The organism is Corallococcus sicarius (assembly GCF_003611735.1).
In the GTDB taxonomy this organism is placed as follows: Bacteria; Myxococcota; Myxococcia; order Myxococcales; family Myxococcaceae; genus Corallococcus; species Corallococcus sicarius.
In genome coordinates this window covers 1-24,923 of record NZ_RAWG01000130.1, presented here as the reverse complement: position 1 = coordinate 24,923, position 24,923 = coordinate 1, and the positions used below count along the sequence as shown (strand labels likewise).

Below are 24,923 nucleotides of genomic sequence, written 5' to 3'. Positions count from 1 at the left end.
CGCGCGGTGACGAGACGCCCATCGTCATCAAGCGCATCCGCCCGCACCTGTCCAGGCACGCGGCCTTCGTGAAGATGTTCCTCAACGAAGCGCGGCTCGCGTCCCAGCTCAACCACCCCAACATCGTGCAGATCTTCGACCTGGGGAAGATCGTCGACAGCTACTTCATCGCCATGGAGTACGTGTCCGGCCGCGACATGCGCCGCGTCGTGCCCAAGGCGGAGTCGCTGGGGATCCCCTTCCCGCTCGTCTACGCGCTGAAGATCGCCTCCTGCGTCTGCGCGGGCCTGCACTACGCGCACCAGAAGAAGGATCTGCACGGCCAACCGCTCAACATCGTCCACCGCGACGTGACGCCGGAGAACATCGTCGTCGCGTTCGACGGCTCGGTGAAGGTGCTGGACTTCGGCATCGCCAAGGCGGCCAACCAGGTGGAGGAGACGCGCTCGGGGGAGATCAAGGGCAAGCTCAGCTACATGAGCCCGGAGCAGTGCCTGGGCCGGCCGCTGGACTGCCGCAGCGACATCTTCTCGCTGGGCACCGTCCTCTACGAGTGGCTCACCGGCTTCAAGCTCTTCACCGGCGAGTCCGACGTGGCCGTGATGCGCAGCATCACCGAGGCCAAAATCTATGCGCCCTCGTACTTCCGCGAGGACCTGCCGGAGCGCGTGGAGGCCATCCTGATGCGCGCGCTGGCCCGCGACCGCGAGCGCCGCTACGCCACGGCCCTGGAGATGCAGCGCGACCTGGACGCCTTCCTGGACGCGTACGACTTCACGCCCACGCCGCTGCACCTGGCCAACTTCGTCAAGCAGCTCTTCGAGGACGAGCGCTCGCAGGAGCTGCGCCGCCTCTCCACCCGCCAGTCCTCCGCCCCCACGTCCGAGGAGGCGCTGGAATTGGCGGAGGTGGTGGCGTCCGTGGACGGCCCGGACACGGAGGCCATGCGCCTGGACGACAGCGCCAGCACGGAGCCACGCCTGCTGGCCCTGCCGTTGGACCCCGCGCTGTACGAGAAGCTGGAGGCGCAGGCGCGCAAGGCGAACGTCACCACCGCGAAGCTGGTGGCGGACCTGCTGGAGGGCTGGCTGAAGACGCGCTGAAGCCGCGCCCCGTCGCCACCACGCCATGCCCCGGCTGAAGCTGACGCTCGAATACGAAGGGACCCGCTACGTGGGCTGGCAGATGCAGCCCAACGGCCCGTCCATCCAGTCCACGCTCCAGGACGCGCTCGACACGCTCCTGGGCGAACGCGTGTTCGTGGCCTCGGCGGGGCGCACCGACTCCGGCGTGCACGCCACGGGGCAGGTGGCCTGCTTCGACACCGGGCGCGTGCTGCCCTTGAAGGCCTACACGATGGGCCTCAATGGCATCCTCCCGCCGGACATCGCCATCGTGCGCGCGGAGGAGGTGTCCCAGGACTTCGACCCGCGCCGCTGGTCGCGCGGCAAGCGCTACCGCTACCGGCTGAGCAACCGGCGCATGCGCTCGCCGCTGTTGCGCGCCACGCACTGGGAGGTGTTCGCCCCGCTGGACGTGGAGGCCATGCGCCGCGCGTCCCAGGCCCTGCTGGGCCGGCACGACTTCTCCGCCTTCCGCGCCGCGGACTGCCAGGCGAAGCACGCGGTGCGCGAGGTGCGGCAGGTGCGGGTGGAGGGCGTGTCCGGCGACTCCCTGGCCGTCGTGGTGGAGGGCACCGCGTTCCTCAAGCACATGGTGCGCAACCTGGTGGGCACGCTGGTGGAGGTGGGGAAGGGGCGCCGCCCCGAGGCCTGGGTGGCGGAGGTGCTGGCGTCGCGCAACCGGAAGCTGGCGGGCGCCACCGCGCCGCCGCAGGGGCTGGTGCTGGAGGAGGTCTTCTACGGCGACGGCCCGCCTCCCCGCTCGTCGGGGGACGCGGCCGCCGTGGAAGAGGACGAAGGGTGAGAGTGCGCTAGGCTTTGGCCCCGTGAGCCCCAAACCCGGTGTCCTCGAGCCGTTGCGCGTCCGCATCCGTCGCTTCCAGTTCATCGTCGGACTGGGATTCATGTCGCTGGTGCTGGGGGCAATGCTCAGCGTGTCGCTGGTGATGCGCCTGCACGAACGGGTGAGCGCGCTGCCCTTCGACGTGCTGCGGCTGTGCGTGGCGGTGGTGCTGGAGAACCTGTGGGTGATCGCCGTCCTGCCGGTGCTCTGCTACGGCGCCTCGCGCATCGTCGCCCTGCGCCCGTGGAGCACGGCCCTGGGGGCCGCGGCCACCGGAGGGGTGTTCGTCGTCGCGCTCAACTACGTGCGCGACGGCTCGGAAGGGCTGACAGAGTGGAACCTGGGCTCGGTGCTGCGCCTGGGGGCCTTCGCCGGGGGCATCGTGCTGAGCGCCCGCGCCATCCGCTCCGGCCGGGCCTCCGCCGAGCGCGGCTCCACGGCCGCCCAGGTGAAGGCCGAGGCGCGCAAGTCGGAGTACGACGAGTTCCTCAAGGCCGCCGAGGCGGACGGCGCGCGCATCGAGCAGCGCGAGCAGGCGGCCGCGCCCGTGGCTCCGGAGGCTCCGGCTCCGGCTCCGGCTCCGGCTGCTGCCGCTGACGCCCCGCCCGAGGGGACTGACTCCCCCCCGGGCGAGGTGCCGAAGACGCCCGCGGCCTGAAGCGGGCCGCGGGCGAGCTACGGGCACTACGGGTAGCAGGCCGCCTGGCGCAGGCCGGTGTCCTCGGGGAAGCCGAGCGCGACGTTGAAGTTCTGCAACGCCTGCCCCGCCATGCCCTTCACCAGGTTGTCCAGCGCGGCCATCACGGCCACGGAGCGGCCCTTCGTCGCCACGGAGATGTCGCAGAAGTTGCTGCCGGCGACGGCGGCGACGCGCGGCGTGCCCTCCACGATGCGCACGAACTTCGAGCCCTCGTAGTAGCGGCGGTACTTCTCCGTCAGCGACTGCGTCACCACCGCGCCGCCGTGCTCCGGCCACTCGAACTGCACGGTGGCGAAGATGCCGCGCACCATGGGCGCCGAGTGCGGCACGAAGGCCAGCCGGTGCCGGGACGCCCCGTGCGCCACCAGCATCACCTCCACCTCCGCCTCGTGCTGGTGCTCCAGCGGCTTGTACGCGCGGAAGTCGTGCGCGCGCGTCGGGTGGTGCGTGCCCTCGCCCGGCAGCGAGCCGGAGCCGGACGATCCCGTCACGCCCGACACGGCCAGCAGCCCCAGCCCCGGCGTGGCCGCGATGGGCAGCAGCGCCAGCTGCACCGCCGTCGCGAAGCAGCCCGGGTTGGCGATGCGCTTCGCCGTCTTCACCTGCTCGCGCTTCCACTCCGTCAGGCCGTAGGTGAACGTGCCCAGCAGCTCCGGCGCGGGGTGCGGCCGGCCGTAGGCGCCCGCGTAGCGCCCCGGGTGGTCCAGGCGGAAGTCGGACGACAGGTCCACGAGGAGCAGCCGCTCCGTGAGCCCGGCGTCCGCCCACTGCTTCTCCAGCCCGGAGAACTGCTTCGCCAGCTCGCCGTGGCCCAGCGCGCTGAACACGACGGGGTTGGGCGAGTCCTGAAGCCAGCGCCAGTCCGGCTCCGGCTCGAAGCGGCCCTCCACCAGCCCACGCAGGTGCGGGTGCACCTTGTGGATGGGCTCCCCGGCGTGGTGCCGCGACACCACGCGGATGCCGGCCACGCCCGGGTGTCCGGACAACAGCCGCAGCAGCTCACCGCCGCCGAAACCGGAGGCTCCCAGGATGTAGATGTGCGCCGGCGTCGTCATGACTTCCTCCCCGCGCCCAGCTTCGGCGCGAGCTTCTCCAGGATGAGGGTGCCCAGGGCGTTGGGGTCCGCTCTCGCGTTGCGAGCCGGCAGCCCCACCACCTGCTCCACGAAGCGCACGCCCACCGCGTTGTCCGTCGCGGGGCCTGCCACCATGTCCATCTCGATGCCGTACACCTCGCGCAGGTGCCGCACGCCGCCCGCCGCGCCGACAGGGTCGTTGGCGCAGAGGATGAACGCGCCGCCCAGCGCCTTGAGCTCCGGGTCCGCGAGGATGGCCTGCACGCCGTACTCGCCCATGATGCCGTCGCCCGTCTCCGCGACGATGACGTCCACGTCGTGGGCCATCATCTCCGAGAAGACGGTGCGCGCGACCCTGGAGGCCGTGCGCGCGCCGGTGCAGACGATGCCCGCGTCCGTGAAGTCCATCACCACGTCCGCGCCGCTGTCCTGCATGGCCAGGGTGTCGCGCATCAGCGACACGCCGGTGAGCTTGGCGCCGCCCACGCGGTAGCCCGCCTGGGCGAGCTTCCGCACCACGACGCTGGCCGCGTACGTCTTGCCCGCGTTCATGCAGGTGCCGACGACGTAGACCACCGGCACGGTCACCGCCTTCGACGTGCCCTTGAGCGCGCCGGTGGAGATGTGCGCGTGCTGGCCCTCGCGCGACTGGAACTCCGGGAACGTCAGCACCTGGCCCAGCACCTCGGCCTCGAAGGGCAGGCCCACGCCCGGGTTGTGCGACGTGCACTGCCCGATGACGCCGCCCATGTTGAGGACATGGAGCTTGTCGCCCACCTTCACGGAGGCCGGCACCACGCCCTCGTAGCCGTGCAGGGCGTTGCGGTGGCCCAGCGCGCCCACGACGATGTCGCCCGCGTGCAGCGTGACGAGCCGCCCGTTCACGTCCTCCAGCTGGTTGTAGACGCTCTTCTCCCCATGGATGCGCACCGCGATGACGGCGCCCTCTTCGCACTTCACGTCCTCCGTGAGGTGCGCCGTGCGGCCCACCTGGAGGTTGCGCGTGACACTGCCTACCTTGTCGACGTGGATCTTCATGTCACTTCGCTTTCTGCGAGAGCATCTGCGCGACGCCGTAGAGCTTGGCGAACCCCGCCGCTTCCGTCCCCGTCCACAACACGTTGGCCTCTCCGTACGTCGCCACCTTCGCGTCCATCAGCGAGTGCGGCGAACGCACGCCTTCCACGACGTGGGCGCGCGGGGTGAGCACCAGCTTCACCTCGCCCGTCACGCGGTCCTGCGAGGAGGCGAGGAACGCCTCCAGGTCCTTCACCACCGGGTCGAAGAAGTGCCCCTCGTGCAGGAGCGACCCGTACAGGTTGCCCACCGTCTCCTTCCAGAAGAGCTGCTTGCCCGACAGCACCAGCTTCTCCAGCTCCCGGTGCGACGCGATGAGCAGGTGCGCCGCGGGCGCCTCGAAGCCCACGCGGCCCTTGATGCCCAGGATGGTGTCACCCAGGTGCACGCCCCGGCCGATGCCGTACGGACGCCCCAGCGCGTTCAACGCCTCCACCACCGCGACGGGCGTCATCGCCTTGCCGTCCAGCGCCACCGGCACGCCCTTCTCGTACGCCACCACCAGCGGGCGGGGCTTCAGGTCGGTGGGGATCTCGCCACCGGGGAACGCCGCCTCGGGCAGGGTGCTCCACGAGTCCAGCGTCTCGCGGCCCCCCACGGACGTGCCCCACATGCCTTCATTCACGGAGTACGCGCCCAGCTTCGCGGGCAGGTGCACGCCGCGCTCCGCGAGGAACGACAGCTCCTGCTGACGCGACAGCGCCAGGTCGCGGATGGGGGTGATGAGCTGCAATTGCGGCGCGAGCGTGCGGAAGGCCACGTCGAAGCGGACCTGATCATTGCCCGCGCCGGTGCTGCCGTGGGCCACGGCCTGCACGCCCAGCTTCTCCGCCATGCGCACGGCCTCCACGGCCTGGCAGGCGCGCTCGGCGGAGACGCTCAGCGGGTAGACCTGACCGCGCAGCACGTTGCCGGCGATGAGGAAGCGCAGGTAGCCCTGGAACAGGGTGTCGCGCGCGTCGACGGTGTGGTGCGCCACCGCGCCCAGCTTCAGCGCCAGGGCCTGGATGCGCTCCAGCTGTTCGGGCGGGAAGCCGCCCGTGTCCACGGTGACGGTGGTGACGTCCCAGCCCTGCTCGCGCAGGTACACCGTGCAGAAGGCGGTATCGAGTCCACCGGAGAACGCCAGCACCACGGACTTCTTGCTCATGCTCAGGACTCCTGTTGCTTCAAAAAGGGGTGGGGAAGGGAAGGGGACTTCAGACGTCCCAGACGCGCCCGGCGCTCTGGAGCTGCTCGGCATGGGCGCGCGTGAGCCAGTCCCGCGCGTCCGCCAGCTCCTCGCGCACGGCGGGCAGGCCCAGGTTGCCGGCGCCACCCAGGTGGGTGGCCGTCAGCGCGCCGCGGTCCGGCTGGAAGGTGCCGTCGTTCAACTGGCGGCCCACCTCGCGGTACGCGTCGCGGAAGGGCAGGCCCTTGGCCACGAGCGCGTAGGCGTGGTGCGCGGCGTAGAGCGTGTCGTCGCACGCTGCACGCGCGTTGTCCGCGTTGACCTTCAGCGCCGGCACCAGCTTCGCGAGCACCTCCAGGAGCGCCTTCGCGCTGGTGACGGCCTGGAAGGTGGGGCGCTTCAGCAGCTGGAAGTCACGGTGGTAGCTGGAGGGCAGGCCGCCAGCGACCGCCTCCACCTGGTGCAGGAGCCCCCGCAGTTCGCGGCAGCGGCCTCGCGCCAGCTCCACGACGTCCGGGTTCTTCTTCTGGGGCATGATGGACGAGCCCGTCGTGAAGGCATCCGGCAGGGCCAGGAAGCCGAACTCGTCCATGCTGTAGAGCTGCACGTCCCAAAGCCACTTCTCCAGAGTGCCCGCCACCGAGCACGCCCAGGTGAGCAGCGCCGTCTCATGCCGCCCCCGACTGTCCTGCGCGTCGATGGGGCTGCGTTGAACACGCGTAAAACCGAGCAACCGCGCGACATATTCACGGTCAATCGGAAGCGGCACGCCGAAGCCCGCCGCCGCGCCCAGCGGACAGCGATCAATCCGGCCCCACACGCCCTTGAGCGCCTCCAGCTCCTCCAGGAGCCCTTCGGCGAACGCCACGCCCCACAGCCCGAAGGTGGACGGCATGGCGCGGCGCAGGTGCGTGTAGCCGGGCAGGGGCAGGGTCGCGTGCGCCTCCGCGAAGTCGAGGAACGTGCCGGCCAGCTCCGCCGTGCGCGCACCCAGCGCGAGCAGCTCCTCGCGCAGGTACAGGCGCAGGGCGAGCAGCACCTGATCATTGCGCGAGCGCGCCAGGTGGATGCGCTTGCCCGCCTCGCCGGTGCGCTCCACGAGCGCCGCCTCCAGCGCGGTGTGGCCGTCCTCCTGCTCCGGGCGGATGACGAAGCGGCCCGCGCGCGCCTCGTCGTGCAGCGCGTGCAGCGCGGTGACGAGCGACCGGCTGGCCTCTGGCGTCAAGAGCCCCACGTGCGCGAGCATGCGGGCGTGCGCGGCGCTGCCCAGCGCGTCGTGCGCCACGAGCGACAGGTCCACCACGGGGTCGTCGCCCACGGTGAAGGCGTGGATGGCCGCGTCCAGCGGCTGGCCCTTGCCCCACAATGTCTCAGCCACGCGCCACCTCCTCGGCATAGCCGTGCAGCAGTCGTCGGTAGAACGCGAGCCCTGCCTCCAGCTCCGCGCGCGTGAGGTACTCGTTCGCCTGATGGCTTCGCAGCGTGTCGCCCGGCCCCACCTTCACGGCCGGCACCTCTCCCAAAAATGCCCAGTCGGACGTGGTGCTGGAGCCCACCGTCGCCTCGCCCGACGCCGCCACCGCCGCCTTCACCAGGGGGTGGTCCGCGTCCGTGCCCTTGGGCAGGTAGCGCGCCGAATGCACCACCACCTCGCTCTCCAGCGCCGCGCCCACGGCTTGCGCCACCTTCGCGTGGTCCATGCCCGGCGTGGTGCGCAGGTCCACGAAGAACTCGCACCGGTCCGGCACCTGGTTGCGCGCCAGGCCCCCGGACACCTGCGTCACCTGCGCCCGCGCCTCACCCAGCAGCGCGTGCGCGGGAAAGCGCAGCGCGGACACGGCCTGGATGTCCCGGGCCGCCTTGAGGATGGCGTTGTCCAGGCCGTGCGCGTGCGCGTGCGCCACGTGGCCGGACGTCCCGTGCGCCACGCAGCGCAGCAGCAGCATGCCCCGCTGCGCCGTGCAGGGCTTGAGCGAGGTGGGCTCGCCCACGATGGCGGCGTCCAGCGGCCCCAGCGTGGACAACAGCGGCCCCAGCCCCTGGCCGCCCGTCTCCTCCTCCGCGGTGAGCGCGAAGACGTACTCCACGCCCTTCGGCGCCCCTTCGGTGAGGAGCGCCTTCGCGGAGAGGAGCATGGCGGTGACGCAGCCCTTGGCGTCGTTGGCGCCCAGGCCGTAGAGCGTGTCGTCCTTCCACACGGCTTCGTGCGGTTCGGTGTTCCACCCGGCGCACGGCTTCACCGTGTCCAGGTGCGAGTTGACGAGCACGCGCTTCGGGCCGCTGCCCACACTGAACCAGACGTTGTGGCCCTGGCGGTGCACGCGGGCACCCCAGGACTCGGCCTGGCTCGCGACGAGGTCCGCGATGCGGGCCTCGTCTCCGGAGACGCTGGGCGTGGCGACCAGCCGGGTGAGCAGCTCGGAGGGGGTCAACCCTTGGCTCCGCCGTGCTTCACCGGGTGCTCGCGCACGACCATGGTGCCGCTGCCCTCGTTGGTGAACACCTCCTCCAGGAGCGCGTCGGACTGCTTGCCGCTGACCAGGTGCACGCTGCCCACGCCGCCCACGAGCGCGTGCCGCATGGCGTGCGCCTTGGGACGCATGCCGCCGGTGAGCTTGCCTTCGGCCTCCAGCGAGGCCAGGTCCGACAGCGTGGCGAGCGAGATGACGGACGACGGGTCGGAGACGTCCTTCAGGAGCCCCGGCACCTCCACCAGGAAGAAGAGCTTCTCCGCATGGAGCGCCGCCGCGATGGCCGCCGCCACGGTGTCCGCGTTGGTGTTGTAGACGGCGCCGTCCTGGCCTCCGGACAGCGGGGCGATGACGGGCACGTAGTCCGCGGAGCGCAGGTGCTCCACGACGCGCGTGTCCACCGACTCGATGTCGCCCACGAGGCCGTAGTCCACCATGCGCCCCTGCGTCTCACCGGGCTCGGTGACCATGACGGGCGGGCGGCGGCGCGCCTTGATGAGGCCCGCGTCCACGCCGGACAGGCCCACGGCGGGCACGCCCGCGGCCTGGAGGTCCGCGAGCAGGTCCGTGTGCAGCTTGCCCGCGAGCACCATCTTCGCCGCGTCCAGCACGGGCGCGGAGGTGATGCGGCGGCCGGCCACCTTTTCAATCGGCAGGTGCAGCGCGTCGCAGAGCGCGTCCAGCTCCGGGCCGCCGCCGTGCACCACGACGGGGCGGATGGAGAAGGCCCAGAGCAGGGCGATCTGCTCGCACGCCGTCTTGCGCGTGCGCGGGTCGCTCAGCACGGCGCCGCCCAGCTTCACCACGAACGTCTTGCTGCGGAACTGCTTCACGTACTTCGCCGCGTTGCGGAGTGCGGCGTACGGATCAGGAGAAAGGGGCAAGGCGGACCTCTGGAAAATCGAAGAAGGGAGTGGAAGGGGAGGGCGGTCGGGCGTGAGACTTCAGCCGCCGCGCATCCAGGCCAGGAGGGCGCGCTGCACGTGGTAGCGGTTGCCCGCCTCGTCCACGACGCGGCTGCTCGCGTGGTCCAGCACCTCGTCGGACACCTCCACGTTGCGCCGCACCGGCAGGCAGTGGAGGAACGCCGCGTCCTTGGAGGCCTTCGCCATGTGCCGCCGCGTGGGCATCCAGCCCGAGTACGACGCGAGCAGCGCCGCCACGTCCGCCGGGGAGCTCAGCGTCTCCGCGGTGGGGCCCCACGACTTCGCGTACACGGCGCGGCTGCCGACGAGCGCCTCGTCCTGGTCGTGCGTGTAGGTGATGCTGCCGCCGGTGGCCTTGGCGTACGCCTCCGCCTCCGCGCGCACGGCCGGGTGCAGATCAAACCCCGGGGGATGCGCCACGCGCACCTCGCAGCCCGCGGCCGCCGCGGACAGGAGGAAGGAGTTGGGCACCGCCTTGGGCAGCGGCTTGATGTGCGGCGCCCAGGTGAGCGTCACCGGCAGCTTCTTCGTGGTGCCGAACGTCTCGCGCAGGGTGAGCGCGTCCGCCAGCCCCTGGCAGGGGTGCTCGCGCGCGGACTCCATGCTCACCACCGGCACGGTGGCCCACTTGCGGAAGGCGTTGATGACGGGGTCCGCCTCGTCCTCCTCGTCACCGCCGCCCTGGGAGAAGGTGCGGATGCCCAGCATGTCCACGAAGCGCGACAGCACTGGAGAGGCTTCCTTGATGTGCTCCGCGCGGTCCGCGTTCATCACCGCGCCCGGGCGGTCCTCCAGCTTCCACACGCCAGAGCCCACGTCGAGCACGATGGCGTGCCCACCCGCGCGCAGCATCACCGCCTCGAACGAGGTGCGCGTGCGCAGCGACGGGTTGAAGAACACCATGCCCAGGATCTTCCCCGGGAAGAGCGCGCCAGGATCCTTCTGCTTCCACGCGGCCGCCTGCGAGAGGACGGCCTCGACGCCTTCCGGCCCGAGGTCCTGGATGCGGGTGACATGCTTCATGGGCTTCGTGCTCCCCCGGCCGCGCCGGATGGGTGGGACTGCTGAATATGCACTGAAATTCGTGCATATTCAGTGAAGAGGCGCGGATATTATGCAGAACGGCGCAGCGCGCAAGAACATTCATGGGGATTTTCATGCGCCTTGCGTGCGTATTCAGCCGCATGCAAGGTGAAGGTGAATGAACCTGGACGAGGCCATCCTGCAGCTCATCTCCCGGCAGGAGATCACTGATCAGTCCGTGCTCCAGGAGCTGCTGGAGGAGGCGGGGCACGCGCCCAGCCAGTCCACGCTGTCGCGGCGGCTCAAGCGGTTGAGCGTGCAGAAGGTGAACGGGCGCTACCAGCGGGTGGAGCCGCTCCCGGTGGTGAAGCCCGTGGCGCCGCGCGTGTCCATCATCGAGGCGCCGCCCAACATGCTGGTGCTGAAGACGGCGCCCGGCTACGCGCAGATCTTCGGGCTGGCGTTGGACCGGGAGGAAGTGGAGGGGCTGGCGGGCACGGTGGCGGGCGACGACACCATCTTCATCGCGGTGAGAGACCCGTCGCTGCTCCAGGACGTGCGCGCGGCGGTGCAGCAGCTCATCCAGCGAGGCCCGTGAAGGGGAAGCGCTGGACGAGCTCCCACGGGCCGCCGAGGTAGCGCCAGAGGAGCAGCGCGGGGGCGTGCCCCTCGAAGCTGTCCCAACCCGCGCCCAGCTCCGCGAAGGCCGCTGCCGCCTCTTCGAGCGAGGCCTTGTTCATCAGCGTGACGTGGGGCCGGAAGGGCTGACGGTCCTGCGGCGTGAGCCACTCCGCGAAGGCGCGGGACAGCTCGCGGTGGACGGCGTTGAGGCCCGGGGCGTCCACGTCCACCGCCATGCCGCGTCCCAGCCGGCGCAGCCTTCCGAAATGGAGCGCGGGGGCCGCGCGTCCGGCGGCGGCCTCCAGTGCTGCTTCCACGCTGCCGTGTTCACGCGGCGGCAGGTGGTGGAAGAGGGAGACGTGCGCGGGGATGAGGTTGCGCTCGGGCGGGAAGTAGCGCCTGCGCAGACCGTCCAGGCGCGCGAAGCTCTCTGGATCCGCTTCGGCGGTGATGAGCAGCGGGGCTTCGGCGGACGGGGGCATGGAGGAGGCTCACGGTCGCCGAAGCCCGGCGTGATCAGCTCTTCTGCAGCGATGCCAGGTACTGCTTCAGCCCTGAGTCCGCCGCCTCGCGGTACTGGGGGATCTTGCTGCGATCCGCTTCAGCGAGCGCCTGCTTCAAGCGCGCCGCATCGAAGTCCTGGCCGTAGCAGGGGGTCCCGGGTTGCTGGCGCCAGGACTCCGCGGTGCCACCGGCGTCGACGGCATCGAAGCCGAGCGCGTCCACGAGCTGGAGCACCTTCGCCCGCGCCGCGGGGGGATCGCCCGCGACCGGCAGCGCGATCCGGCCCGGGGTGCCCCTGGGCGCGGTCTTCTCCCGCAGGCTGACGAAGGAGATGTTGTTGAAGACCTTGATGACCGGTCGTCCGAGCAGCGTCGCGACCCACTCGCTCTCCGGCATGCCTGCCTCGAGCTCCGGGATGCTTCCATCGCGGACGGGGTAGTAGTTGCCCGTGTCGATGACGACGACGTCCTTCGGCACGTTCGCGAACAGGTCCTTCGGCAGGTCCCGGATCGCCTTCTGGGGGATGGACACGACGACGACGTCGACCCCCTTCACCGCGTCGGTGAAGGTGACGGCCTTCGAGCCCGTCTCCGCCGCGAGCTCACGCAAGGTCTCCGGCCCGCGCGAGTTCGCGATCAACACCTCGTGCCCGAGCTTGACCCAGTGCCGGGCGAGGCTGCCACCAATCAATCCAGCGCCAATGATTCCAATCTTCATGCCGTGGTTCCTCCTGCGGGCACTGCCTAACGCCCTCGCCGGCGCGGGACCACGCCTTCCCTCATGATTCCTGAGGCCCCCGACGGATTTCTGAGCACCGGCGCGTCCTCGCCCTTCGGCCTTCCGAGCAAATCCAACGGTTTCCCCGCTGGTACGCGCCGTGCTCAGCGCCCCGGGCGCGGTAGGAATCTCCGACGGAAGGAACTGTCATGTGGAAACCAGGGGTGGTGCTGCTCATGGCCAGTGCGTGCGTGAGCGCTTGTGGGGGCGGGGATGGGGAGCGGACGCAGAAGCGCGTCGGGCAGGAGCTGGCGACGCTCACGCGCGCGAAGAGCTGTGACGACCTGCGCACCACGCTGCGGCAACAGGCCATCGACCGGATGAACGAGCAGCTGGACGCGAAGCTCGCCATCGCGCTGGAGCGGCGGAGCGGGTACTGCGAGTACCCGACGATGGAAGACGCGTCGCCGCCTCCCAGCGGGAGCTCGTCCGGAGGTGCCAGAAGCACGTCGTCCACCAACAACCAGGTGGAGGGCGTGGACGAGCCGGACTTCATCAAGAACGACTCCCGCTACCTCTACGTGCTCGCGGACGGAACGCTCAAGGTGGTGCAGGCGTGGCCCGCCGCCAGCTCCCAGGTCGTGGGCTCGCTGCCCATCCCGGGGACGCCCCGCAGGCTCGTGCTCGAAGGGGACCGTGCGCTCGTCTTCTCCCACCTGCCGTCGTCCCAGGGCGACCAGGTGGGGGCTCCGGGCTGGCGTCCGCCGGAGTGCACCTATGGCTATGACTGCGACTTCGTGGGGGACGGCACGCTCCTGCAGCTCACCTGGGTGGACCTGAAGGACCGGGCCCATCCGCGCGCCCTGCGGTCGGTGCGCTTCCAGGGCACGTACATCACCGCGCGCCGCGTGGGCTCCGCCGTGCACACCGTCGTCACGTTCCCCGGTCCGAAGGTCCCCACGGTCGCGTCCTGGCCCGAGGACATCGCCTCCTGTGACAGCGACAAGGTGTACACCGAGAAGGAGATCCGCGCTGGCTTCAAGCGCCTGCGCGAGGAGAACACGCGCATCCTCAAGGAGGCGGACTTCACGCTGCCGCTGCCCCGCTTCGTCGAGCAGCCCGTCGGCGATGGAGGGAACATCGCCCCCCTGCCGTACGCGCTCGCGGAGTGCGACAGCTTCTACGTGTCACACGCGGGCGATTCCGCCTCGTTCCTGACGCTGGTCTCCACCGACCTGGGCGCGCTGGAGACGCTGAAGGCCACGGTCGTGGTGGGCCGCCCGGGCGCCGTCTACTCCAACGGGGAGTCGCTCTATGTCTCCGCCCGGCACTCCCAGGCGTCGACGTCGGGCGGCTGGTTCTTCCCTCCGGAGAGCGGCATCCCAGAGGCCAGCACCGTGCACCGCTTCTCCCTGTCCGCGCAGCCGCCCGCGTCCGAGTACCGGGGCAGCGTCGCGGTGAAGGGCCGCGTGCTCAACCAGTTCGCCATGGACGAGCACGCGGGCCACTTCCGCATCGCCACCACCACGGGCCACCTGCCGTCACCGGACGTGCACAGCACGCTCACGGTGCTGAAGCCCCGGGACAGCGGGTTTCAGCAGGTGGGGCAGTTGGATCACCTGGCCCCCAGCGAGGACATCCGCTCCGCGCGCTTCGACGGTGAGCGCGGCTTCGTCGTCACGTTCAAGAAGACGGATCCGCTGTTCGTCCTGGACCTGAAGGACCCCGCCGAGCCGAAGGTCGCGGGCGATCTGAAGATCCCCGGCTTCTCCACGTACATGCACCTGCTCGACGAAAACCACCTGCTCAGCATCGGCTACGACGCGCAGGACATGGGCGACTTCGCCTTCTTCCAGGGCGTGCTGCTCCAGGTGTTCGACATCGGTACGCCGTCCACGCCGACGCTCAAGCACAAGACGGTCATCGGCACGCGCGGCTCCTCCTCCGAGGCCCTCACCCAGCACCTGGCGTTCACCTACTTCCGGGAGAAGCAGCTGCTCGCGCTCCCCATGGCGGTGTGCGAGGCGAGCGCTGGCGGCGGCAGCTTCGGCGAGCAGCTCACCTTCAACGGGCTGATGGTGTACCGCGTGGCCGCCGACACCGGCTTCAACTACCTGGGAGGTGTGGCGCACACGCCCGCGAGCACGCCCGCCTTCCCGTCCCAGGGCGCGTGCTCGAACTGGTGGACGCAGGCGAGCACGTCCGTGAAGCGCAGCGTCTTCATGGAGGACTTCGTCTACTCCGTGGCCGAGGACAGCATCCACGTCGCGAACGTGGCGGCCCCGGGCACCGACGTCGCCGTGGTGCCGCTGCGCTGAGCGTGTCCGCGAGGGAAGGGGGGGCCTTCCGCCTGGGCCGCCCCTTTCGCTAACGTGCCAGCGCGGTCGGGCACTGGGGCCGGCCGCGCTGCCATGGCGAACGTTCCTTCCGAGCTGGTCGCGGCCTTCCGTGGGGGCGCCGCGAGGCCCCTCGCCTCCGACGAGGAAGCCGGGCTCGCGCCCGTGCTGGCGGAGGTCCTGACGCGCTGTGAGCGGGCCTGGCCCGGGGCGTGGCTTGTGCCCGGGGACTTCGCCGCGCACCTGGGGCGCCACACGCCCGCCGACGCGCCTCCCGCGCAGACACTGGCCACGCTCTGCTGCGAGGACCTGTACCTGGCGCTGGCGGCGGTGGAGGGCCACCGGGCCGCGGTGGAGGCGTTGGATGCGACCGCGCTGGTGCCCGCGGGCCGCGCGGTGCGCCGCGTGGAGGACTCGACCGCGTTCGTGGACGAGGTGCTCCAGCTCACCCGCCTGCGGCTGTTGGTGGAGGAGGGCGTCCGCGCGCCGCGCCTCAAGGAGTACGCGGGCCGGGGCCCGCTGCGCCGGTGGACGGAGGCCGTGGCCCTGGGCGTGGCGCTGTCGCTGAAGCGCAAGCCGGACCGGACGACGCCGCTGGATGACGCGGTGATCGCCGCGGACCTGGGGGCCGCGGATCCGGAGCTGGAGCACATCCGCCACCGCTACCGTCCGGCCTTCCGCGCGGCCTTCGCGGAGAGCCTGGCGGCGCTGTCCCCGCGCGACCGCAACCTGCTGCGCCTGGGGCTCGTGCAGGGGCTGGGCGTGGAGTCGCTGGGCGCGCTGCACCAGGTGCATGCCTCCACGGTGTCGCGGTGGATGGCGAAGGCCCGGAGCACGCTGCTGGAGCAGACCCGCGAGGGGCTGGCGCGGCGGCTCGCGTTGAACACCTCGCAGCTGGACAGCCTGCTGCGCGTGCTGGACGGCAACCTGGACGTCAGCCTCGCGTCCCTCCTGAAGGAAGGCTGAGCCCGCCCATGTCCGAGTCCCCCTCCGCCTCCCACCTGGACGAGGTCGAGCTGCTGGACCTGGCGGACGGCGTCCCGTCCCAGGCCCTGCGCGAGCGCGCGGAGGTGCACCTGGATGCGTGCGCGACCTGCCGCGAGGCCCTGGCGGACTTCCTGCGCATCCGCGCCGCCCCCGCGCCGGACGTGCACGCCGCGCGCACGGAGGTGGTGTTGACGGAGGCTCCGGCGGCGCGCGTGTCGCCCCTGGGGATGCCGCTGCTCGCCCAGGGCACGCTGCTGGGGCGCTACGTGTTGCTGGAGCGGTTGGGTGCGGGCGGCATGGGCGTGGTGCACGCGGCCTATGATCCAAGCCTCGACCGGCGCATCGGACTCAAGCTGCTGCGCACGCTGCCGTCCGGGGGGGGGAGCCAGGGGATGACGGAGCGGCTGTTGCGGGAGGCGCAGGCCGCCGCGCGCACCCGCCACCCGCATGTCGTCACCGTGCACGACGTGGGGACGGTCGGGCAGTTCGTCTTCATCGCGATGGAGCTGGTGGACGGCGCCAACCTGCGCCAGCACCTGCGGGCCCAGGCCCGGCCGTGGCGCGAAGTCGTGCGGCTGTACCTCCAGGCGGGCCGGGGGCTCGCGGCGGCGCACGCGGCGGGCGTCGTGCACCGGGACTTCAAGCCGGACAACGTCCTCGTGGACAAGGAGGGGCGCGCCCGCGTGACGGACTTCGGGCTGGCGCGCGTGGCGTCCGAGACGGGAGAACCGGACCGTGCGGGTGCGTCCGCTTCGCCAGGGACAGGCGACGTGACTCCGGGCCCGCAGGGGGTGGTCACCGCTGGTGCCGGCACGTCTGACTCCAGCGCACCGCAGGGGCTCGGCACTGCCGCAACTGCTGGCACGCCTGGACACAATGCGCCGAAGGTGTTCGGCACTGCTGGCACGCTTGGCCACAATGCGCCGCAGGTGCCCGGCACAGCCATCCCTGTCTCGCCCGGCCCCCTCGCGCCGCAAGGACTCGGCACCGCGGTCGCCGGCACTCCCGGCTACATCGCGCCCGAGGTGCTCGCGGGCGCTGCCGCCGACGTGCGCTCGGATCAGTACGCCTTCTGCGTGTCGCTGTACGAAGGGCTGCACGGTCAGAAGCCTCCGTCCGCCGAAAAGGGAGGACCGACGAACCGGGCCGCCGTGCCGCGCGCCGTGCACGCGCTGGTCGTACGGGGCCTGTCGCCGGATCCGGCAGCGCGCCATCCGTCCATGCCGGCCCTGCTCGACGCGCTGGAGCGGGCGGCCTTCCCCGTCCTCAGCAAGAAGGTGGCGGTCGCCGGGGTGGGGGCAGGGCTGCTCGCGGTCGCGGCCACGGTGTTCGCCGTGATGAGCACCCCGCCGTGCGCGGCGGATCCGCTCCGGCTCGTGGGCGTCTGGGACGCGGAGCGCAAGGCGGCCCTGCTCAAGGCCTTCCAGGCCACGGGCGCGCCCGGTGCCGTCGCGGCGCACGAGGCCGCGGCCCGCGCGCTGGATGCGTACGCCTCCGCGTGGCACGACAGCCACCGTCAGGCCTGCGAGGCCACCCGGGGACGTGGCAACCAGTCCGAGGCGGTGATGGACCTGCGCATGGGCTGCCTCGAGCGCCGCCGCCGTGAGCTGGGCGCGCTCACGGACGTGCTGCTCACCGCGGACCGGGACGGCGTCGCGAGCGCCCCGGAGACGGCGCAGGCCCTGCGCCCGCTGTCGCGCTGCGCGGACGTGGAGGCGCTGTCGCAGCCGGTGCCTCCGCCCGACCGGCCCGAGGTCGCCGCCCGCGTGAAGGCCGCCTATGCGCGGTTGGACGAGGCCCGCGCCCGGCTGAGCGCGGACCGCTGGCAGGAGGCCGTGGACCGCGCGGCCCCGGTCGTCGCCGAGGCGGAGTCGCTGGGCTACAAGCCGCTCCTGGGCGAGGCCCTGCTCGTCGAGGGCGAGGCCCGCGCCTTCCTGCGGGACGAGGCCGCCACCACGACGCTGCGCCGCGCGATGCTGGCGTCGCTCGCGGGCCGCGATGATCTGCACGCCACCGAAGCCGTGGTGCACCAGGTCTACATCGACGGCGAGGTCGCCCAGCGTCCGGAGCAGGCGAAGCTCCACGCCGAGGAGGCCCGGGCCCTCCTGGAGCGCTCCGGTGGTCACCCGGAGCTGGAGGCCCAGTTGCTGGTGTTCCAGGCCAGCTCGCTCGTGCAACAGGGCCGCCCCGGGGACGCGCTGCCGCTCCTCCAGCAGGCCCTGGCCCTCCAGGAGCGGCTCTACGGCAGGGACTCCCCGCGACTCGCCCGGGGCCTCATGCTCCTGGCCACGTCCCTGCGTCAGTCAGGCCGGAGCGAAGAGGCGCTCGTGCACAACCAGCGGACGCTGGCGCTGCTCGAGGCCGCCTACGGCCCCGACCACCCGAAGGTCGCGATGCTGGTCAACAACCGGGGCTCCACGCTGATGGAGCTGCGCCGCTACACCGAAGCGCGCGACGTCTTCCAGGAGAGCCTCGCCCGCTACGAGCGCATGTACGGCCCGGGGCAGCCGGTGCGCTACGCCACGGGCCTGCGCGCGAACCTGGGCTCGGTGGCCTTCACCCTCGGGAACTACGACGAGTCGGAGCGGCTGCAGCGCGAGGCCCTGGCCCTCTACCAGCAGCACTTCCCCCCGGGCTCGGCCTACCGCGTGCGCACGGGCAACAACCTGACGCTGGTGCTGATCAACCAGGGCCGCATGGAGGAGGCGCTGAAGCTCATCCAGGAGCTGGAGGCGGAGCGGGATGCGGCCACGTTGGATGGCCGCAGGGATCCGGTGTTCGCGCAGCCGCCCATGAACGCCACGGAGGTCCACCTGCGCATGGGCCGGCCCGACCTGGCCGTGGTGTCCGCGAAGCGCGCGGTGACGCTCCTGCGGGAGATGGGCGCGGAGGCGGACCTGGTCTACGCCCTGCGCAACCTGGCGGGCGCGCACTCCCGGGCAGGCCAGCCCTCCGAAGGCTGGCGCACGGCGCAGGATGCCCTCGCCCTGCACCACAAGCTCGCGGGGGCGGAAGCCCCGCCTCCCCCCGAACTGGGACAGGTGCTGGGAGAGCTGGCCCTGGAGCGCGGCGACGCAGAAGGGGCCTGCCAGTGGCTGGGCGCGGCCCTGGCGCAATGGGAGGCCACCGAAGCCCCACCCCTGGAGCTGGCCGTCATCCGCTACTCCCTGGCGCTGGCCCTGCGCCAGGCCCACCGCGAGCCGGAGCGGGCGCGCGCGCTCGTCACCGCCGCCCGCGACGCCGTGCTCCCCACCCCCGAGCCCCGGCTGCTCAAGGTTTCCGAACTGGACGCCTTCCTCCAGGGGCATTGAGGGCTGCTAGGGTGCCGCCCCCTATGCGAACCCTCGTCGGACTGACGGTTTCGGGTTGGACGGAGAAGGCCCGGTGGGCGCTGGATCACCACCGCGTGGCCTACCGCTTCCAGGACTACGTCCCCCTCATCCAGGAGCGCTGGCTGCGCAAGCACGTGGCGCCCGGCGTGAGGACGTCGGTGCCGCTGCTCATCGACCCTCCCGGCGCGTCCACGCAAGGCTCCTACGCCATCGCGAAGCGCGCCGAGGCGCTGGGGCAGGGCAGCCCCCTGTTCCCGCCCGAGCACCTCGCGGCCATCGACCGCTGGGAGGCCACCAGCGAGCAGGTGCTGGACGTGGCGCGCACCTACGCGATGCCGCGCATGCTCGCGAGCCGCGGCGCGCAGGCGGAGTCGCTGCCGAAGTTCCTGCCGGCCGCGCTGCGTCGCCTGTTCGCGCCCACGGCCCGTCTGGGCATGCGCTACATCATGCGCAAGCACCAGGTGCCGGAGAGTACCGAGGCCCTCATCGAGTCCACCGTGGTCCCCGCGCTGGAGAAGCTGCGCGCGGCGCTGGGCGGCCGGCCCTACCTGGAGGGCTCCTTCACGTACGCGGACATCACCGCCGCGATGATGCTCACGCTCCTGGGCCCCCCGGCGGACCGGCACCTGCCCATGGGCCCGGCCATCCGCGAGGTGTGGACCCACGAGGGGCTCGTCGCCCGCTTCCCGGACCTGCTCGCGTGGCGCAACACGCTCTACGATCAGCACCGCCGCAGCTGAGCGGAGACACAAGAACGGGCCGCCCTCCTGGAGTGGAGGACGGCCCGTCCGGTGTTTCAGCGGTGCGGAGTGGCGCGGCTCAGGCCGACTGCTTCGCGGCCTTCGAGTTGTCCACCAGCACCTTGGCGAAGGTGAGCCCGTCGGGGCCCGCATCCGCCTGGATGGTCTCGCCCGGCGCGTACTCGCCGCTCAGGACCTTGAGCGCGAGCGGATCCAACAGGTACTTCTGCACGGCCCGCTTCAAGGGCCGGGCGCCGTACGTCGGGTCGTACCCGCGCTCCGCCAACAGCTCCCGCGCGCCGTCCGTGAGGTCCAGGGCCAGCCGCTTGCCCTGCAGCAGCTTCTGGAGCTTCGCGAGCTGGATGTCGACGATGCGGTAGATGTCCTTGCGCCGCAGCGGCTCGAAGACGACGACCTCGTCCACGCGGTTGAGGAACTCCGGGCGGAAGTGTCCGCGCAGCGCATCCATCACCTCGCCGCGCGTCTTCTCGTTGAGCACCTCCGTGCCCGCCATGCCGTCCTGGATGGCCTGCGAGCCGATGTTGGACGTGAGGATGAGCACCGTGTTGCGGAAGTCCACCGTGCGGCCCTGGCTGTCCGTCACCCGGCCCTCGTCGAGAATCTGGAGCAGGATGTTGAACACGTCGTGGTGCGCCTTCTCGATTTCGTCGAAGAGCACCACCGTGTACGGCCTGCGGCGCACGGCCTCCGTGAGCTGGCCGCCCTCCTCGTAGCCCACGTAGCCCGGGGGCGCGCCCACCAGCCGCGACACCGCGTGCTTCTCCATGTACTCGGACATGTCGATGCGGACCATCGCCGTGTCGTCGTCGAAGAGGAACTCCGCCAGCGCCTTCGCCGTCTCCGTCTTGCCCACGCCCGTGGGGCCCAGGAAGATGAACGAACCGATGGGGCGGTTCGGGTCCTGCAACCCGCTGCGCGCGCGGCGCACGGCGTTGGACACGGCCTCAATCGCGCTGCGCTGACCAATCACCCGCTCGGCCAGCCGGTCCTCCATCTTCACCAGCTTCTGCATCTCGCCTTCCAGCAGCTTGGAGACGGGGATGCCCGTCCACTTGGCCACCACGGAGGCGATGTCCTCGGAGTCCACTTCCTCCTTGAGGAACTTCTGGTGCTTCTGCAGCTCCGCCAGCTTCGCGTTCTGCGCCGCGACCTCCTTCTCCAGCGAGGGGATGACGCCGAACTTCAGCTCCGCGGCGCGGTTCAGGTCGCCCTGGCGCTCGGCCGCCGCCTGGTCGTTGCGCGCCTTCTCCTGCTTCTCCTTGAGCGAGCGCAGCGCGGCGATGGACTTCTTCTCCTCGTCCCAGTGCGCCTTGAGCGTGTTGAACTTCTCGTTCAGGTTCGCGAGCTCCTTCTCGATGGTGGCCAGGCGCTCACGCGAGTGCGGGTCGGTCTCCTTGCGCAGGCCCTCGCGTTCAATCTCCAGCTGCGTCACCTTGCGGCGGATGTCGTCGATCTCCGTGGGCATGGAGTCGATTTCGATGCGCAGGCGGCTGGACGCCTCGTCGACGAGGTCGATGGCCTTGTCCGGCAGGAAGCGGTCGGAGATGTAGCGGTGGCTGAGCGTGGCCGCCGCGACGAGCGCGGTGTCCTGGATGCGCACGCCGTGGTGCACCTCGTAGCGCTCCTTGAGGCCGCGCAGGATGCTGATGGTGTCGTGCACGGACGGCTCGCCCACGAACACCGGCTGGAAGCGGCGCTCCAGCGCGGCGTCCTTCTCGATGTGCTTGCGGTACTCGTCCAGCGTCGTCGCGCCAATGCAGTGCAGCTCTCCGCGCGCGAGCGCCGGCTTGAGCATGTTGCCCGCGTCCATGGCGCCCTCGGCCTTCCCGGCGCCCACGAGCGTGTGCATCTCGTCGATGAAGAGGATGATCTCCCCGGCCGCGTCCGACACCTCCTTGAGCACGGCCTTGAGGCGCTCCTCGAACTCGCCGCGGTACTTCGCGCCGGCCACCATCGCCCCCAGGTCCAGGGTGATGAGGCGCTTGTTCTTCAGGCCTTCGGGCACGTCGCCGTCCACGATGCGGCGGGCGAGCCCCTCCGCGATGGCCGTCTTGCCCACGCCCGGCTCACCGATGAGCACCGGGTTGTTCTTGGTGCGGCGGCTGAGCACCTGGATGCAGCGGCGGATCTCCTCGTCGCGGCCGATGACGGGGTCCAACTTCCCGGAGCGCGCCGCCTCCGTGAGGTCGCGGCCGTATTTCTCCAGCGCCTGGTAGGTGGACTCCGCGTCCGCGCTCGTCACGCGCCCGGAGCCGCGCACTTCCTTGAGGCCCGCCTGCACGCGCTCGCGCGTCACGCCCGAGGACTTCATCGCCTCGCCCACCGCGCCCTTGTCCTGCGTCAGGGCGAGCAGCAGGTGCTCGGACGAGGTGAACTCGTCCTTGAGCGACTTGGCCTCGTCCTCGGCCTTGTCGAACGTCTTCATCAGGCGCTGGCTGAGCATGGCGCTCTCGCCGCCCTGCATCCGCGGAAGCTTCTGGAGCGCGTCGCCCAGCCGCCCCGCGAACAGCTTCACGTCCACGCCAATCTTGCGCAGAAGGGGTTCGACGAGACCGTCCTTCTGCCCCAGCAACGCCGTGGCCAGGTGCTCCGGCTCGTAGTGGGGATTGTCGGCCCGGCGGGCGAGGGACTGACCCTCCTGGATCGCCTCCTGTGCCTTCACCGTATATTTGTCGAGTCTCATGCCCTGAACGTAAGAGCCATGACCCCCTTGGCAAGACGACACGGCGGGTGCGTGTTCCGATTTTCGCGGAATACTTTGAGCCGCTGGAAGCAGCCGGGCTTTCGTGGTGTCAAAGTTGCCAGCGGGTAGGGGGGTCGGCTATAGGCGGCGCCCATCACTGGGGGCTTCACTCTGGACGCGCACGGCGGCTATCTCGTTCGACTCGACACCTTCTCCGGGCTGGCGCTGGTGCGTCTGGCCCGGGAGGCCCTGTCGATGGACAGCGCCCTGGGAGCCACGGCCCTGCGCGTCACCATCAACCGCCGCCGCAAGGTGGTGCGCCTGTCCTTCCTGGGGCCCTTCTCTCAGGGCAGGCCCGGCGCCCACTGGTACGCCGCCCACCACGCCCTGGCGCGGCTCCTGTCTGCCGCCGCCAACGCCACCGTGCACGCCTACGTCTATGACGCGGACGAGGGCGAGGAAGTGATTGCCTACGGCAATGGCCGCCGTGTGGGTGGGGAGAAGGTGGTGTACGAGGACGCCGAGCTGCCGTGCCCGCTGGACGAGCTGGACGACGCGGCCTTCACCCGGCTCCAGTCGCGCTGGCCCATGGGGCACCTGGCGTACGTGTTCGGGCTCACCCGGGACGAACTCTTGCGCATCCCCCGGGCCCCGCTGGCCCGCGTGCTGCCCCTGGAGGGCACCGCCGCCGGCACGGAAGCCGAGGCGATGGCGGGCCTGGAGGCCCTGCTCCTGGGCCCCACGCAGCCCCGCGCGGTGACGGACGCGGGCTGAGGCACCGGACCGCGGGACGCTTCCCCGCCGCGCCGCGTCAGCTCCGCCCGGACACCTGGCAGGCTCCCGGGAGTGCCTTCAGGGGTCTTCGGTGGGCCCGTCGAGCGTGACGATGACCTCGCGCACGCGCTCGCTGCGGAAGTACTGCGCGAGCATGGCGAAGGCGCCGGCCACGAGCACCGTCGGCAGCACGGCGCTGACGGTCATCAGGGACGGGACGAGCGCGCGCAGCTGGTCGGCCGCCAGGGGGTCCTGGAACTCCGGCAGGCCCTTGAGCCCCTCCACCATGGCCTGGCTGGTGTGGCGGGCCACCACGGTCCACTGGGCCCCGTCGATGGTGCGCAGGAGCGCGGCGAAGATGCCCGCGCCACCCAGCAGCTGGCGGAAGCCGTCCCGGTGGATGCCCTCCGGGGAGCGGAGCATGCGGCTGGAGGCGAAGAAGAGCAGGGTGCAGGCCACCGTCAGTCCGCACAGCACCAGCGCGCGCGACTCACGCATGGGGGAGAGCGCGGACAGCTGCGCCTCCATGATGGCCTGGGTGACGGCCGGGTCCTTGCCCAGCAGGGACAAGGTGGTCGGGCGCTCCCGCTGGGCTTCGCGGTGCTGCTCGAAGTTCATCATGACGGAGGCTTCGCTGCAGGACAGCATCCCCGTCAGGGTGGAGAGCACCAGGCACAGCGCGGCGGCGAACCGCACGCCCCGGGGCAGGGCCCCCGGGCGGGTGACTTCAGGGGGCTTCACTTCCGGCTCGCCTCCACGTAGCGCAGGCGCAGGTCCGACAGCAGACCCTCCACCAGCTTCTCCTCGTCCGCGGTGAGGTTGCCGCGCGTCTTCTCACGGAGCATCGCCAGCAGGTCCAGGTTCTGCCGGGCTGACGGAAGGTCCTTCTCCAGACGGCCCGTGTCCGGGTTCGGCGCGCCCCCCAGGTGGATGAGGACGGCGGAACCCAGGCCCACGACGAAGGTGCTGAACGACAGGGACTCCTCGGAGGCGGGGCTCGCTTCCCCCGTCATCACGAAGGTCTCACCCCGCTTCTCCGAAGGGCTCATTCGGCCGCCTTGTCCTCGTCGCTGTCTTCCGCGTCGTCGTCGCCGTCGTCGCCGTCCTCGGTGTCGTCGTCCTCTTCGTCGAGGTCATCGTCCTCGTCGTCGAGGTCGTCCATGATGTCGCCGTCCATCTGCGTCTCGATGGGGACGGCCTTGTCGGCCACGTCCGGCAGGTCGGCGAGGTGCTTCTTGAACGCATCCTCCTCGATCTGGCCACCACGCTGGTAGCGCTCCGCGGTGCGCTTATCCGTGTGCTTCGGGTTGATGCCATCCGCCATGATTCAAATCCTCGGAATTGCTTGGAAAACAGCGCGCCACCTTATAGCAGGAAGGGCGCCTGTCAACGCCGCTGTCCCCGGCACCTGGAACCGATGAACGTCCCGCCCCGTCCCCTGCTTCCCAAAGGCCCGTACCTGCTGTGCGACGACACCGTTCTTCCGGAGCTGTCGCTGGTGGACAAGGCCGAGCGGCTCCTGGCTGGCGGCGCCCGCGTGCTGCAACTGCGCATGAAGCACACGCCGCCCCGGGAGGCCCTGGCCGCGGCGAGGGCGGTGGTGGCCCGCTGCCGGCAGGCGGGCGCGCTGTGCCTGCTCAACGACCGGGTGGACCTGGCGCTCCTGGCGGACGCGCACCCTCCTCGATCTGGCCACCACGCTGGTAGCGCTCCGCGGTGCGCTTATCCGTGTGCTTCGGGTTGATGCCATCCGCCATGATTCAAATCCTCGGAATTGCTTGGAAAACAGCGCGCCACCTT

22 protein-coding genes and 1 pseudogene are annotated in these 24,923 nt (G+C 71.1%); 10 read left to right on the top strand and 13 right to left on the bottom strand.

Annotated elements, in window-relative coordinates; genetic code table 11:
* The 3 genes from D7X12_RS20725 to D7X12_RS20715 form a co-directional block, all read left to right on the top strand.
* Positions 1 to 1,103: serine/threonine protein kinase (locus D7X12_RS20725; RefSeq protein ID WP_147443746.1), on the top strand; the 1,103-nt coding region annotated here is incomplete at its 5' end.
* A 25-nt stretch (positions 1,104 to 1,128) separates the two neighbouring features.
* A complete protein-coding gene (truA, locus tag D7X12_RS20720) occupies positions 1,129 to 1,926 on the top strand; it encodes a tRNA pseudouridine(38-40) synthase TruA (protein WP_120627007.1) in 798 nt (265 codons plus the stop codon).
* A gap of 22 nt (positions 1,927 to 1,948) precedes the next feature.
* Positions 1,949 to 2,623 (top strand): hypothetical protein, encoded by a 675-nt coding sequence (locus D7X12_RS20715; protein WP_208719177.1) that lies wholly within the window; start codon positions 1,949 to 1,951, stop codon positions 2,621 to 2,623.
* Between the two features lie 26 nt (positions 2,624 to 2,649).
* Here D7X12_RS20715 and argC read toward each other — a convergent pair whose 3' ends face one another.
* From argC to D7X12_RS20680, 7 genes are read right to left on the bottom strand one after another with little or no spacing between them, the layout of a single operon-like run.
* Positions 2,650 to 3,720: an N-acetyl-gamma-glutamyl-phosphate reductase gene (gene argC / locus D7X12_RS20710; RefSeq protein WP_120627006.1), complete on the bottom strand. Its 1,071-nt coding sequence runs from the start codon at positions 3,718 to 3,720 to the stop codon at positions 2,650 to 2,652.
* A complete protein-coding gene (locus tag D7X12_RS20705) occupies positions 3,717 to 4,778 on the bottom strand; it encodes a hypothetical protein (protein ID WP_120627005.1) in 1,062 nt (353 codons plus the stop codon). Before D7X12_RS20705 ends, argC begins: the two co-directional genes overlap by 4 nt.
* 1 nt (position 4,779) lies before the next feature.
* The gene (argG, locus tag D7X12_RS20700) at positions 4,780 to 5,967 is read right to left on the bottom strand and encodes an argininosuccinate synthase (RefSeq protein ID WP_120627004.1); all 1,188 of its coding nucleotides are present in this window, start codon (positions 5,965 to 5,967) and stop codon (positions 4,780 to 4,782) included.
* Positions 5,968 to 6,016: 49 nt separating this feature from the next.
* On the bottom strand, positions 6,017 to 7,366 hold the full coding sequence (gene argH, locus D7X12_RS20695) for an argininosuccinate lyase (RefSeq protein WP_208719175.1): 1,350 nt from the start codon (positions 7,364 to 7,366) through the stop codon (positions 6,017 to 6,019).
* Positions 7,359 to 8,420, bottom strand: a complete 1,062-nt coding sequence (locus D7X12_RS20690; protein WP_120627002.1) for a M20/M25/M40 family metallo-hydrolase — start codon at positions 8,418 to 8,420, stop codon at positions 7,359 to 7,361. The genes argH and D7X12_RS20690 overlap by 8 nt, the downstream gene beginning before the upstream one ends.
* Positions 8,417 to 9,343, bottom strand: coding sequence for an acetylglutamate kinase (gene argB / locus D7X12_RS20685; protein WP_120627001.1), 927 nt, complete (start codon positions 9,341 to 9,343; stop codon positions 8,417 to 8,419). Before argB ends, D7X12_RS20690 begins: the two co-directional genes overlap by 4 nt.
* A gap of 60 nt (positions 9,344 to 9,403) precedes the next feature.
* Positions 9,404 to 10,408, bottom strand: a complete 1,005-nt coding sequence (locus tag D7X12_RS20680) for an N-acetylornithine carbamoyltransferase (RefSeq protein ID WP_120627000.1) — start codon at positions 10,406 to 10,408, stop codon at positions 9,404 to 9,406.
* Positions 10,409 to 10,586: 178 nt separating this feature from the next.
* Here D7X12_RS20680 and D7X12_RS20675 point away from each other — a divergent pair, with 178 nt between their 5' ends.
* Positions 10,587 to 11,006, top strand: a complete 420-nt coding sequence (locus D7X12_RS20675; RefSeq protein WP_120626999.1) for an arginine repressor — start codon at positions 10,587 to 10,589, stop codon at positions 11,004 to 11,006.
* Here the strand turns inward: D7X12_RS20675 and D7X12_RS20670 are convergent.
* Positions 10,987 to 11,511 carry a 2'-5' RNA ligase family protein gene (locus D7X12_RS20670; RefSeq protein ID WP_120626998.1) on the bottom strand — a complete coding sequence of 175 codons (525 nt, stop codon included), beginning with the start codon at positions 11,509 to 11,511 and terminating at the stop codon, positions 10,987 to 10,989. The two genes, D7X12_RS20675 and D7X12_RS20670, sit on opposite strands and share 20 nt — an antisense overlap.
* A 34-nt stretch (positions 11,512 to 11,545) precedes the next feature.
* The gene (locus D7X12_RS20665; RefSeq protein ID WP_279637235.1) at positions 11,546 to 12,418 is read right to left on the bottom strand and encodes an NADPH-dependent F420 reductase; all 873 of its coding nucleotides are present in this window, start codon (positions 12,416 to 12,418) and stop codon (positions 11,546 to 11,548) included.
* 41 nt (positions 12,419 to 12,459) lie between these two features.
* Between D7X12_RS20665 and D7X12_RS20660 the strand changes: the two genes are divergently transcribed.
* The 4 genes from D7X12_RS20660 (at position 12,460) to D7X12_RS20645 (ending at position 19,645) form a co-directional block, all read left to right on the top strand.
* The gene (locus D7X12_RS20660; protein WP_120626996.1) at positions 12,460 to 14,568 is read left to right on the top strand and encodes a beta-propeller domain-containing protein; all 2,109 of its coding nucleotides are present in this window, start codon (positions 12,460 to 12,462) and stop codon (positions 14,566 to 14,568) included.
* Between the two features lie 93 nt (positions 14,569 to 14,661).
* On the top strand, positions 14,662 to 15,552 hold the full coding sequence (locus D7X12_RS20655) for a hypothetical protein (RefSeq protein WP_120626995.1): 891 nt from the start codon (positions 14,662 to 14,664) through the stop codon (positions 15,550 to 15,552).
* Positions 15,553 to 15,560: 8 nt separating this feature from the next.
* Positions 15,561 to 18,884, top strand: coding sequence for a protein kinase domain-containing protein (locus tag D7X12_RS20650; protein WP_120626994.1), 3,324 nt, complete (start codon positions 15,561 to 15,563; stop codon positions 18,882 to 18,884).
* A gap of 23 nt (positions 18,885 to 18,907) precedes the next feature.
* The gene (locus D7X12_RS20645; RefSeq protein ID WP_120626993.1) at positions 18,908 to 19,645 is read left to right on the top strand and encodes a glutathione S-transferase N-terminal domain-containing protein; all 738 of its coding nucleotides are present in this window, start codon (positions 18,908 to 18,910) and stop codon (positions 19,643 to 19,645) included.
* 79 nt (positions 19,646 to 19,724) lie between these two features.
* On the opposite strand, the gene clpB is transcribed toward D7X12_RS20645, so the two are convergent.
* Positions 19,725 to 22,349, bottom strand: coding sequence for an ATP-dependent chaperone ClpB (gene clpB / locus D7X12_RS20640; RefSeq protein WP_120626992.1), 2,625 nt, complete (start codon positions 22,347 to 22,349; stop codon positions 19,725 to 19,727).
* A gap of 255 nt (positions 22,350 to 22,604) precedes the next feature.
* Here clpB and D7X12_RS20635 point away from each other — a divergent pair, with 255 nt between their 5' ends.
* Complete coding sequence (locus tag D7X12_RS20635) at positions 22,605 to 23,123, top strand: hypothetical protein (RefSeq protein ID WP_208719173.1); 519 nt, start codon at positions 22,605 to 22,607, stop codon at positions 23,121 to 23,123.
* A 78-nt stretch (positions 23,124 to 23,201) separates the two neighbouring features.
* Here D7X12_RS20635 and D7X12_RS20630 read toward each other — a convergent pair whose 3' ends face one another.
* Genes D7X12_RS20630 through D7X12_RS20615 form a run of 3 tightly spaced genes read right to left on the bottom strand, consistent with a single transcriptional unit; the run spans position 23,202 to position 24,447 of the window.
* The gene (locus tag D7X12_RS20630; protein ID WP_120626991.1) at positions 23,202 to 23,864 is read right to left on the bottom strand and encodes a hypothetical protein; all 663 of its coding nucleotides are present in this window, start codon (positions 23,862 to 23,864) and stop codon (positions 23,202 to 23,204) included.
* The gene (locus D7X12_RS20625; protein ID WP_120616282.1) at positions 23,861 to 24,172 is read right to left on the bottom strand and encodes a DUF1844 domain-containing protein; all 312 of its coding nucleotides are present in this window, start codon (positions 24,170 to 24,172) and stop codon (positions 23,861 to 23,863) included. Before D7X12_RS20625 ends, D7X12_RS20630 begins: the two co-directional genes overlap by 4 nt.
* Positions 24,169 to 24,447, bottom strand: coding sequence for a hypothetical protein (locus D7X12_RS20615; protein WP_208719172.1), 279 nt, complete (start codon positions 24,445 to 24,447; stop codon positions 24,169 to 24,171). The genes D7X12_RS20625 and D7X12_RS20615 overlap by 4 nt, the downstream gene beginning before the upstream one ends.
* A 93-nt stretch (positions 24,448 to 24,540) precedes the next feature.
* Here D7X12_RS20615 and D7X12_RS20610 point away from each other — a divergent pair.
* A pseudogene (locus tag D7X12_RS20610) lies at positions 24,541 to 24,828 on the top strand (thiamine phosphate synthase); the annotation flags it as partial.
* Between the last annotated feature and the right edge of the window lie 95 nt (positions 24,829 to 24,923).